Origin of the sequence: Plantibacter sp. 2H11-2 (assembly GCF_050031945.1) — a bacterium.
Lineage (GTDB): Bacteria > Actinomycetota > Actinomycetes > Actinomycetales > Microbacteriaceae > Plantibacter > Plantibacter auratus.
In genome coordinates this window covers 168,240-180,279 of sequence record NZ_JBNBBL010000004.1, presented here as the reverse complement: position 1 = coordinate 180,279, position 12,040 = coordinate 168,240, and the positions used below count along the sequence as shown (strand labels likewise).

Sequence of the window (12,040 nt, the reverse complement as noted above, 5' to 3'; positions counted from 1 at the left end):
AATGTGTTGAGGACTTCGTTTGGGTGACTGGTGGCGTCGTAGGGCGGGCTGCCGGCGCCATGCGTAGTGGGTTCCGTTGTGCCTCGGGGCCATAGAGCGTCGGTGTTTCCTTCGGCGAGGGTGAGGATGGTGTCGCAGACGAAGGCATCGCGGGCGATCTGTTCATTGCTAGCGCCGGGTCTTGTCTGCCCGACGATTCCATACATTTCAGACGTGTGAACAGCGTGTGCTCCTTCGAACGACCCGATCGATGACATCGCAATCGACTCCGGGCGTCGATCCAGGGCCTGTGAAGACCGCGCTGCCCATTTCGGCCAACCGGTCGACCGGTCGACCGGTCGACCAATGGTCCAGTTATGGCTCTACACTGCCAACAGGAAAGCACGTCCATCAGCGTTGAGGAGCTCCCGTGACCCGTCCGCCCGCCCGCATCATCGTCACGACCGACCCGGAGCTGGACGACCTCAACTCCATGCTGCGACTGCTGCTGTACAGCAACGAGATCGACATCGCGGCGCTCGTGTACTCGGCCAGCGAGTTCCACCATCGGGGCAACCTGGCGCGTGGCGTGGAGCCGCACCGCTGGCCGGCGGCCGGCGACCGGATGCACATCGACCTCGCCGTCGACGCCTACGAGAAGGCCTACGACAACCTCGTCCGCCACGATCCCCGCTACCCCGATCCCGCGGACCTACGGACGATCATCGCCGACGGGAACATAGACGAGGTCGGCGACACCCGGGAGCCGACGGCCGGGTCCGAGCTGGTGAAGCACGTGCTGCTGGGCGATGCGCCCGGCCAGGTGTTCGCACAGGCCTGGGCGGGCACCAACACGATCGCCCGTGCACTGATGTCGATCGAGGAGGAGTTCGCCGGCACCGAGCGGTGGGGCGAGGTGTACGGGCTGATCGTCGGCCGTACCGTCATCACCAGCTTCGGCGAGCAGGACGCGACGTTCGCTGAATATATCCGCCCGCGGTGGCCGGAGCTGGAGTTCCGCGATGTCGCGACCGCTGCATGGGGCTATTTCGCTTGGAACGTCGTGCCCGAGGACGCGCAGCGGTACCTGTCCGCGGAGTGGATGCGCGAGAACGTGTCGGGCGTCGGTCCGATGGGAGCGGCCTACCGCGTGTGGGGCGACGGTGGCCAGATGGCCGACGGGTTCGACGCAGAGGACTACTTCGGCGTCCCCGACGCCTTCCCGGAGGACCTCGTGGCGGCCGGCTACAGCCTGTGGGCGCCCCTGCGACCGGCGGGCTCCTGGATCTCGGAAGGCGACACCTCGAACGTCGCGATGCACATCGACAACGGCCTCCGCAACTCCGAGCATCCCTCTTTCGGCGGCTGGGGTGGACGTCAGGAGCGACATGCGCAGGACCCCCACCGCTGGAGCAGTGCCGGCATGGTGCCGTGGTCGCCCGGCGCAGCCGTCGTGGACGCCGGCGAGGTGGGCCAGTGGATCGGCGCCTATCAACGCGACCTCGCGGCACGCCTCCGGTGGAGCGTGACTCCGGAGTTCGCGGACGCCAACCATGCGCCGCGCATCACCGCCCCGCAGCTCGACCTGACGGTCGGCGCCGGGCAGCGCGTCAAGCTGCCGTTCGAGGTGACCGATCCGGACGGGGATGCCACCTCCGTGACGGCATTCCAACAGCAGGGGCCGACGTGCAGGATAGAGGTCGCCGACGATCAACTCGTCGTCACGGTCCCCGAGGATGCTCCGTCGGGTGCGGTTGTGCATGTCATCGTCCAGGCGGTCGACGATGGATCACCGGCACTCACGGGGTACGCCCGGTTCGTACTCACCCTCGAGTAGTCGACGGGCGTCGAGGTGCGCGACACGTGTATCAACAGGAATGCAGCGTCCATTCATCGCAGGTGCATGCTTGGTCGATGATGAGCGCTGGTATCAGACATGGTCTCAGCCAACGGTTAGGGGCCATGTGCGTTGCTAGGTGCAAGAGCGATGGCGTCAGTCCTCGATGAAGTCTGACCTACGACGCTATGTTCGAGTTGGTCCTCGTTCGCGAGCACACTGCAGCTTCGGCACGTTTCGCGTCGACGATCCGGATAAGACCCTGGTGTTCCAGCCGCTGCAGGTGCTTGGCTTCGTTCACCGTGAACCACCACACCCCGCTCCACCCGGCTGCTCAGCAATGAAAGCCGAGACTTGCCGCGCACGCTTCGCGGGAACGAGGGGCATCGTCGCATGTGGGATAGCGCCTCAACGCCGTCCAAGAGACGAACCCGCTATTCGGGTTCAGCTCCTCGCCAGAGGTGTTGACTTGATCGGCGCAAGAGCCTTATCCATCTCAACAAGCCAGACGGGCTCTGCCGCGATACTCCCCGGGAATACTGACCGCGACCCGGTTGGCCAATACCCGAGTCGGAGGTACCACTCGCGCAACGGCTCATGGTGCTCCATCACTTCGACCACAATACGCTGCGCCTCGAACGCCATGACCGCAACGGACTCGCCAGCGGCCATGGTAGCTCGCCCGAGACCGCCGCTTTGACGATCCGGGTCAACTGCGAACAGGCCGAGGTAGGCAGTCGCGTCATCCCGTCCCGTCACGCAACAGCAGCTCACCAGCCTCCCGTCGCGACGCCCCACGAGCACAGTCGTCAATGGCTCCGCGACGAACCGTGACACTTCGAGCGCATCGGTCCGATCACCCGGTTGGAAGGATCGTTCACCGGCCCACCCAGGAGCCCCCGGCGCCCGAGAGTATGCACGATTGACCATGTCAACGATCTCGTCGACATCTCCCAGCACGGCTTCAGTGAATGCCAGCGCATGATCAATCCTCCCGGCTGTAACTCTCGTCATCCGATGATCGTAATCGACCCCCTGACCGGCTGTGGCCCGCCTCGGCACATGTACAGCCCCTTGCCTGGTCCGGTCGTTGGCCGGCTAGAGGTGTTCCGCCCGCCATGCCGCCGCTGGCGCGAGGTGCCGCGCGGGTTGTTTCTTCGCTTACACGGCCGCTGCCGGCTTCAACGCAGCGCTCATTGACACTGGCCTTGCTACGGTCCTGGCGCCACGCCTCCGCACCCAGCTGCTCGTCACCGAGCTCTTGGTCGTTCTCTGCTCGAGAAGTCATCCCGAGACGGGTCCAAGATGGTGTCGTTTGTCGATATCGGAGTCGAGCTTCTCGCTCGATCAGGAGTCGATCCGCCCGATCGGCCGATCACTCAACGGCTTCGGCATGCCGGGGATTATCCCTAACCTGCTCAGGTCCTGGCAAGTGACCAGGGGGAAGGTTCCGGTTCGCCTCATGGGAGTTGCGCAACGAATTCAGCACAAACAGACCGGTCCGTAGCCTGGACCGTATCGACTCGGAGGAGACAGCCATGCACTACGGGGGCGACTACAACCCGGAACAGTGGTCGGAAGATGTGTGGGCCGAGGACGTGCGCCTCATGCGCACGGCCGGCGTCACACTCGTCACCGTCAACGTCTTCTCCTGGTCCGTCATCCAACCGAGGGAGAGCATCTTCGAGTGGGAGTGGCTCGACCGCGTCCTCGAGCTGCTGCACGAGAACGAGATCAGCGTCGACCTTGCGACCGGCACGGCGTCGCCACCGCCGTGGGTGAGCGAACGTTACCCGGGAGTCCTGCCGCAGGATGACGGCGGAGCGACGCTCTGGCCGGGAAGCAGACAGCACTACGCTCCGACCTCGCCCGACTACCGACGCCTCGCCGCAACGCTCGTCACCGAACTCGCCGCTCGGTATCACGATCACCCCGCGGTCGTGATGTGGCACGTCAACAACGAGCTCGGCTGTCACACTCCATGGGACTACTCGGACAACGCGAGTGCCGCCTTCGGCCGCTGGCTCGAAGCGAGGTACCAGTCCATCGAGGCACTCAACAAGGCGTGGAACACCGTCTTCTGGTCGCAGCGGTACGCCGATTTCTCCCAAGTGCTTCCGCCGCGTAAAGCGCCCTCGTTCCACAATCCCGGCGCAGTTCTCGACTTCAAGCGCTTCTCCTCCGACGCTCTCCTCGAGCTCTTCATCATGGAGCGCGACATCATCCGCGCCGCCGGCGCGACCCAGCCAATTACGACAAACCTCATGGGGCCGTTCCCGCCGGGCGATTACTGGAAGTGGGCGGCTGAAATGGACGTTGTCAGCAACGACGCCTACCCCGACCCGAACGATCCCGAAGCGTTCCGTTCCTTGGCGTTCGCCAGCGACCTGATGCGCGGTCTCAAGCCCGACAAGCCGTGGCTCCTCATGGAACAATCGACGAACGCGGTTCAGTGGCGGCCGTCGAATGCCCGGAAACAACCGGGCGTGATGGCCGCCTGGTCGATACAGTCGGTGAGCCGTGGGGCCGACGGCGTGCTGTTCTTCCAGTGGCGACAGTCGCGAGCGGGTGCCGAGAAGTTCCACTCGGCGATGCTCCCGCACGCAGGTCCAGAGACGCGGGTGTTCCGCGAGATCACCGCACTCGGCGACGACCTCCGGAGCCTGCCGAAGCTCGGCATCGGGTCACGAGCGCGCGCCGCCCTCGTCTTCGACTGGGACAACCTGTGGGCGATCGGTGATGAGGCGCTCCCCGCCCAACTCGACTACAACGAGATCGTGCAGCGGTGGTACAACGCGTTCCACCGTCAGCACATCGGCGTGGACATTGTGAACCCGCGCTCCGACCTAAGCGGCTATGACGTCGTTGTCGCGCCGCTGCTCTACCTCGTCTCCGATCAGAGCGCCGCGCACCTCTCGGCATTCGTCGAAGGCGGCGGTCACCTGCTCGTCTCAGCGTTCACGGACGTCGTCGACGAGACGGATGCCTTCCGGCCGGGCGGATACCTGCGCACCCTCGGAGGGACGTTCGGCGTCCGGGTCGAGGAGTACGACGCACTCGTCCTCCCAGGCACGGACGGACCCGGGTTCCGCTCCGCCACGCTCGACTCCCCCGCGGGCCCGCTCGTCGGAACATTCCTCGTCGACGAGATCCACGCCGTCACCGCGGATGTCCTCGGTCGGTTCACCGACGGCCCCATCCCCGGAGCACCGGCGTTCACCGCGAACCGGTTCGGCTCAGGTGTCGGGTACTACCTCGCCACAATCCCCGACGACGCCGGCATGACCTCGGTCGTCCGCTGGGTCGCCGAGCAGGCGGGCGTGGGTGCGGAGTTCTCCGGCTTGCCGGAACTCGTTGAGGCAAGCCGGCGGGATCAGCACGTCTTCTTCATCAATCATGGGGCGACAGACGTCTGGTTGGACATCCCCACCTCTGACGCCGTCAACGTCGGAGTCGAGCGCGTTTATCTCGGGCCGCAGGAGTGGACGTGGCTGCATCGGCCGTGACGCGGCGAACGGACGCCATGCGTATGCCGGGTTCGAGGAACCGTCCTTTACTAGGAAAGAACGTGAAATCCCGCGGGAATTCCCGAAGCACCCGAGCCTCGACATCGCGATATTGCACCCGAGTCCGAAACAACATCAGAATCCACCTCCACGCTATCTAACAGGCGCCGCTGTGCGGCGTTGGAGACCGTCAGGGCGGCCTTCTGCAAGCTTGCCATGCACAGGGTTTGGGCACGGAGCGCTACGCACGATCTGGGCGGTCGTCGACGCCGCCGACTACACCTCGTCCCGCACCAGAGGTCGAGCCCGCCGGCCGCTCCCGGACACGGTCCAAGCTTGATGTGGAAGATCGACTGAGCTGCGTCGCCTCGTCGACGGCGTCGGTGCGGGGGTCCATGGCGGAACGCGGGCGACCAGGGTCCGCTCGATCAACGAGCTCGATCTCGGGTTCGATAAGCCCACAGAGTGGAGCCTCGATTCGAGGAGTCATCTCGAATCGAGGCGCGCGTCATCACGACCCGCCAAGAAGCGTGATGAAGTTCCAGTGCCTGGTGAGACTACTCACAGTCGCCGGAGAACGTGCTGAACCACCCTGTAAACAAGCACTCTTTCAAGGCTCAGGTCAGGATGCTAGCGCGGATGTGTATCTCTGCGCGTTCTGGAGCGTCGTGTTGCGCAAAACACCGCCGACGCGGTTCGAGCCGTTGACCGCGCCTCCGAACGACGGTTAGCGTCCTGGGGATGTTGTAGAGAATTCAACTCACTACCGCTCTCCACCTGTCACGCGACGAAGCACCAGGCGCTCGAACGCGATACCCCAATGAAGTGAGGATCATGCCCGTTCATCCCAGAATCGCCCGCCGAGGAACGATCGCAGCCTTGACGGCCGCACTCGTGCTCGGCCCAGCGCTCGTGGCTCCGGCTGCTTCGGCCGCGGCAGTCGACTGCGCCACCGTCGACCGAGCGGTGCAGGTGACAGCCGACTGCATTGACCCGCTGTACGCGAACCCCGTTGTCGACAGCGTGACTGACGAGACGACCCCCATTCCGAACCACCACGTCAGTGGACACTTCGAGGGCACCAACATCCAGTTCAACATCCACCTCCATTCATTGGAAAACAAAGTCCAGTGGCAGGGCCGCTTCTTCCAATCGGTCTACCCGATCGCCTTCACAGCCGATGAGAACACCGCCCGAGTAAGTGATCGCAACCTCGGATTTGCCCTATCGAGCGGAGGGTACGCCGTCGCTGCCGGCAACGGACAGGTTTCGGTCGGATACCGCCACGCCGCTGCCGCGGCAAAATTCGCGCGACAGGTGGCTGCTGAATACTACGGGTCCGACTCGCCCATCTTCGGCTATCTGTTCGGCGGCAGCGGCGGTTCCCTCCAGACGGTCGGCGCCGCGGAGAACACCCAGGCCGTATGGCAGGGTTTCGTGCCGACGATCCAGGCGGTGCAGCAGCCAACCTCCTACAACTTTCTCGGCCGTGCGGCTGCGAGCCTGATCCTCTCCGACCAGGCGTTGAGTATCCGAGCTGCACTCGTACCCGGTGGGAGTGGTGACCCGTACGCCACACTTGACGAAGCTCAGCGGGCCATGTTCGCCGAAGTGACCGCGCTCGGCATCCCGTTGAAGGGTTGGGAGTACCCCGACTACTTGCTGGGTAATACGTCGGCGAGCGGCATCTCGACGGAAGCACCATTGTCGGCCGACCCCACATATGTCGACGATTTCTGGAATACCGCCGGCTACCTCGGCACGGAGCAGTCGCCGCTCGGCGAACGCGTGCGCGAGAAGCTCGCGCAACGGGGCGACACTCTTTCGAACCGGTGGGACATCGCGAACAAGTTCTACTACCGGTATCAGCTTCCCGCCGAAGATGACGGCTGGGTGGGTCTCGATCAGTTCCGAGCTGAGGACGGTACGCCGCTTTACCCGCAACGATCCGTTGCGGCGACCATCTCCACTGCTGCATCTGGGAATGCCAAGTTCGACGGTTCCATCAGCGGCAAGCTGATCGCCGTCTCGGACCTGTACGACACCGACGCACTCCCGTGGCACACCGACTGGTATCGCAAGCAGGTCGAGGCGAGTCTGGGATCCATCGGCGCGGAGGAGAACTACCGTGTGTATTTCCAGGATCACGCAGATCACCAGGGCCCACCGGTACCCGGTGACGAGCGGTCAAAACACCTGGTGGATCCCTTCGGAGGTGTTGAACAGGCACTCCGAGACGTCGCGGCCTGGGCCGAAGACGGTGTCACACCGCCCGACTCAACGCAGTACAGCGTCGAGAATGCCCAGATCGTCGTCGCTGACAACGCCTCTGAGCGACACGGCGTACAGCCAACCGTTGAGCTCACCGCGAACGGTGATCAGCTTGCGGCCGCTTCAGTTGGGCAGCCTGTTGCCTTCAAAGCTCGGGTGACGGCTCCCGCCGGAACAGGATCCATCGTCTCGGCCGAATGGGACTTCGACGGGGATGGTGTGTTCACGGACGCCCCGTTGGACGAGATCGCTTCCGAGACGACAATCGAGGCGGCACCGGTCTTCGACACGCCGGGCACCTTCCTCGTCGCGCTCCGAGTCACGTCCGTTCGGGATGGTGACCCGACCGCCCAGTTCGCGCGCATCCAGAACCTCGACAGGGTCCAGGTCGTCGTGACGGCCGACTGCGCGACGGCCGGTCCGGAAGCCTGTGGACCGATCACGGCAGGGACGCCCGCGATCGGTGGCGACATCCGGGTCGGATCCGTTCTCACGGTCGCCCCGGGCTCCTGGGATCCCACTGACGTCGCCCTCAGCTATCAGTGGCTGGCGGACGGCGAGCCGATCGCCGGGGCGACTGGTGAAACCTTCGATGTCACCGCCGCGCAGTTGGGGGCACGCCTGTCGGTGACCGTGACAGGTACGAAGGAGGGCTTCACGTCCGCCAGCGCGACGACTGCCGAGACTGCAGCGGTCGTCGCTGCGGCGCCGTCGACTTCGCCCCCGGTGGCCTCCCCACCTGCGGCCGATCCCAGCGTGACCGACACGTCGAAGCTCGCGAAGACCGGCGTGGAGGTGCCTCTCACGGCCGCGGGGATCGCGCTCGCGCTGCTCGCAGTGGGGGCGTTCGCGCTCGTGCGCTCGCGACGCGCGCGCAAGCACGCCTAGATCCGCTCGGAGACTGGACGCCTCGGCAGGTGATGCCGGGGCGTCTTGCCGTCGTCCGACGGCGCAGGCGGCAGCTGATGACGAAAACTATTGCGCAAGTCGCCCAGCGTCACGCGCAGCAACTGGATCGGCGCATTAGGGTTGGCGAACGCGGCGATCGGCAGGGAATGTCGAGTCGCCCCAGTTCGCGCCGTGAAAGGACCCGACGTGCCCTCCTGGACACCGATGTTCATCGCCCCCGACGACCACTCCGATCCAGCACGGGTCGTACGGATCCGAACGACGATCGGTGACGACGTTCTCGGCGAACCGGCGGATGCACACGGCGGCATCGTCGGAGCGACACTGCGCTGGACTGCCCTGGGAATCGTCGAGGTGCGACTGGATGGGCGACCGATCGACGAATCCGTGCTAACTCCCGGATGGTCGAGCTACCAGTGGCGTCTCCGCTACGCCGAGCAGCGCATCGAACCCGAGCGCCTTCGCGCCGGCGGGACGCTTGAGCTGACCCTCGGAGCCGGGTGGTACGCCGGCCGTCTCGGCTTCTACGAGAGCCGGGCGCTCTACGGCGACCGACCGGCCGCGGCCGCGGAGCTGACGATCGAGTACGCCGACGGGAAGTCGTCACATGTCTTCACCGACGAGACCTGGCAGTGGGCACCGTCGTCGACCACGAGCGCTGACCTGTACGACGGCCAGGTCATCGACGCGCGTATCGGCGAACCTGAAGCCTGGGGAGCGGTAGAGGCTGTGCCCTCGCCCGCCGGCGCACTTGAACCGTACGTCGGCCCCCCGATCACGCGCCAGGAGCAGATCCTCCCGCAACACGTCTGGCGATCGCCGAGCGGACGGCTGCTCGTCGATTTCGGTCAGAACCTCGTCGGCTGGCTCCGACTGAGTGTCTGCGGACGAGCAGGTGCCGAGATCAGCATGCGGCACGCCGAGGTGCTCGAGGCGGACGAGATCGGCGTTCGTCCGCTGCGCACAGCCCTCGCGACGGACCGCTTCATTCTGTCCGGCGGACACGACGTGTTCGAGCCGACCTTCACGTTCCACGGCTTCCGCTACGCGGAGATCACAGGCTGGACCGGCTCCATGGAGGACCTGAGGCATGCGCTCCGAGCTGTTGTCATCGGCTCCACGATGCGGCGGACCGGCCGGTTCACCTCCTCGAACCCCCTGCTCAACCGCTTCCACGAGAACGTCGTCTGGGGGATGCGTGGAAACTTCGTCGACGTCCCCACCGACTGCCCGCAGCGAGACGAGCGCCTCGGCTGGACTGGCGACCTCGCTGTCTTCGCCCCCACCGCGACGTTCCTCTTCGACGTGCAGGACTTCCTGACGGACTGGATGCTCGACCTCATAGCCGAGACAGAGCAGACCGACGGTGTCGTTCCGTTCGTCGTACCAAACATGTTCGCGCTCGAACCAGGGGCCGCCGACAACCCTGTGCTGGGCTCTCCCCTACCGACGGCGGTGTGGGGTGACGCGGCCGTCTGGGTCCCGTGGGCGTTGTACCAGCACGACGGCGACACAGCCCGGTTGGCTCGCCTCTACCGCGCGATGGCCCTCCACGGGGATGCCGTCGCGCGGGTGCTCGACGAGGACGGCCTGTGGGATCGGGGGTTCCAGTTCGGCGACTGGCTCGACCCCACCGCACCACCGAAGGACCCCGGGGCCTCCCGGACACCGACAGGTCTCGTGGCATCCGCCAGCGGGTACCGCAGCTTCGACCTGCTCGCCCAGGCCGCCACGGCTCTAGGCCGGACGTCGGACAGCGAGCGGTGGCGAGAGCTCGCTTCCAGGGTCCGCTCCGGCTTCCGCACGCACTTCGTCGAGGAGTCGAGACTCACCGTCGAAACCGAGACGGCGTACTCACTCGCAATCGTGTTCGGCCTCCTCGACGCTGAGGAACTCGCGCCGGCCGGCGAGCGCCTGGCGCAGCTGGTCCGTAGCAACGGCCACCGTATCAACACCGGTTTCGCCGGGACCGCGTTCGTGACCGACGCGCTCTCGGCCACGGATCACATCGAAGACGCCTACGGGCTGCTGCTGCAGACGCAGTGCCCGTCCTGGCTGTACCCCGTCACGATGGGCGCGACTACGGTGTGGGAACGGTGGGACTCCATGCTCGTGGATGGTTCGATCAACCCCGGCGAGATGACGTCGTTCAACCACTACGCGCTGGGGTCGGTCGCTGACTGGATGCACCGAGTCGTCGGCGGGATCGCCCCGCTCGAGCCCGGCTACCGCCGCATCCTCGTCGCACCGCGCCCGGGTCCCGGTCTGGACTGGTGCAACACCACCCTCGAGCTGCCGTCAGGGCGCGTGAAGGTCCGGTGGCGGGTGGTCGACGGTGTCGTCGCGCTCACCGTCGACACTGTGGCTCCCGCAGTCGTCCGCTGGCCTGGCATGGTCGACCGAGAACTGCCTCCCGGCCATCACGAGTTAACGCTCAGTCGTTGAGCCACGACTCTCGGGCGGGGAGCAGCCGTTCAAGCGACTCCCAGATCTCGTCTGGGATGGCGATGTCGAGTAGCGCGAGGTTCTCGTCGATCCGCTCCGGAGTCGACGCGCCAACGAGCGTGGAGTGCACGCGGGAGTCGCGCATCGAGAACTGCAGCGCAGCCGCCGCGAGCGGGATGCCGTGAGGCTCCAGCAGCTCGTGCATCGCAATGGCCGCGGCGACCTGCTCTGCGGTGCCCGACCCGTACGCGTACCGGTCTCCGGAACGGGGTGTCCGGGCGAGCACACCGCCGCCGAACGGTGCCGCGTTCAGCACACCCATGCCGAGGGCGGTCGCATCGTCGATCAACGCATCCGCCGTCCGGTCGACCAAGGTGAAGCGGTTGTGGGTGAGAAGCACATCGAACAGCCCTGACGCGACGTACGTGGTCATCTCCGAGACCACGCCGCCGGCGATACCGATCGCCCCCACCCGGCCGGCGTTTCGGAGTTCGATGAGGCCCGCCACCGCTCCGTCCTTCCCGAGCGCTTCGTCGGCGCTGACATGCATCTCCGGATCATGCAGATGCACCAGGTGGAGGAGGTCCAACCCAAGGCGTGCCGTGCTCTCGTCAAACGAGCGCAGCACACGATCGCGGTCAAACCGACCCGTTCCCTGGTCGGCGTCCACTTTGGTGGCCAGGACGAATCCCTGGGGCAGGCCACCTTCGACGCCGATCGCCGCGCCGATCCGCTGCTCGCTGCGCCCGTCTCCGTAGTTGTTGGACGTGTCTAGGAAGTTGATCGGCCCCGCGAAAACGCGCTGCACGGTCCTCACGGCGGACTCGCTCGTCGTGTCGTGTCCGTACAGGGCTTCGGCACCGCCCAGCGGACTGCCTCCGATCCCGACGACGGTCACCTCGAGTCCGCTCGCTCCGAGTCGGTTCCGGTCGAGGGCGTGTGGTTCGCGGGCGTGTCGTCCGAGCGTCGCCATGGCAGTCGTCCTTTCGATTCATCGATGAAGCGTCGTCGAGACGGTACACCCAGTAGCAGCCGATCCAACGGCCGATCCGGACTGTTTTGCGCAACGATTCCGGCCGGGACGCTCCGCCTG

General features: G+C 65.7%; 6 protein-coding genes. 4 read left to right on the top strand and 2 right to left on the bottom strand.

The genetic code is table 11. From position 1 onward, the window contains the following. The first annotated feature begins 409 nt into the window (after positions 1 to 409). On the top strand, positions 410 to 1,816 hold the full coding sequence (locus ACQG07_RS10335; RefSeq protein ID WP_426738221.1) for a nucleoside hydrolase-like domain-containing protein: 1,407 nt from the start codon (positions 410 to 412) through the stop codon (positions 1,814 to 1,816). Positions 1,817 to 2,260: 444 nt separating this feature from the next. Here the strand turns inward: ACQG07_RS10335 and ACQG07_RS10330 are convergent, their stop codons facing one another. Then, positions 2,261 to 2,830: a GNAT family N-acetyltransferase gene (locus ACQG07_RS10330; RefSeq protein ID WP_426738220.1), complete on the bottom strand. Its 570-nt coding sequence runs from the start codon at positions 2,828 to 2,830 to the stop codon at positions 2,261 to 2,263. Between the two features lie 524 nt (positions 2,831 to 3,354). On the opposite strand from ACQG07_RS10330, the gene ACQG07_RS10325 reads away from it, so the two are divergent. From ACQG07_RS10325 to ACQG07_RS10315, 3 genes are all read left to right on the top strand, one after another. Beyond that, positions 3,355 to 5,322, top strand: coding sequence for a beta-galactosidase (locus ACQG07_RS10325; RefSeq protein WP_426738219.1), 1,968 nt, complete (start codon positions 3,355 to 3,357; stop codon positions 5,320 to 5,322). 879 nt (positions 5,323 to 6,201) lie between these two features. Further along, a complete protein-coding gene (locus ACQG07_RS10320; RefSeq protein ID WP_426738218.1) occupies positions 6,202 to 8,481 on the top strand; it encodes a hypothetical protein in 2,280 nt (759 codons plus the stop codon). A gap of 207 nt (positions 8,482 to 8,688) precedes the next feature. Further along, positions 8,689 to 10,947: a family 78 glycoside hydrolase catalytic domain gene (locus ACQG07_RS10315; RefSeq protein WP_426738217.1), complete on the top strand. Its 2,259-nt coding sequence runs from the start codon at positions 8,689 to 8,691 to the stop codon at positions 10,945 to 10,947. Here the strand turns inward: ACQG07_RS10315 and ACQG07_RS10310 are convergent. Beyond that, the gene (locus tag ACQG07_RS10310) at positions 10,937 to 11,920 is read right to left on the bottom strand and encodes an aldo/keto reductase (protein WP_426738216.1); all 984 of its coding nucleotides are present in this window, start codon (positions 11,918 to 11,920) and stop codon (positions 10,937 to 10,939) included. The two genes, ACQG07_RS10315 and ACQG07_RS10310, sit on opposite strands and share 11 nt — an antisense overlap. Positions 11,921 to 12,040 lie beyond the last annotated feature (120 nt).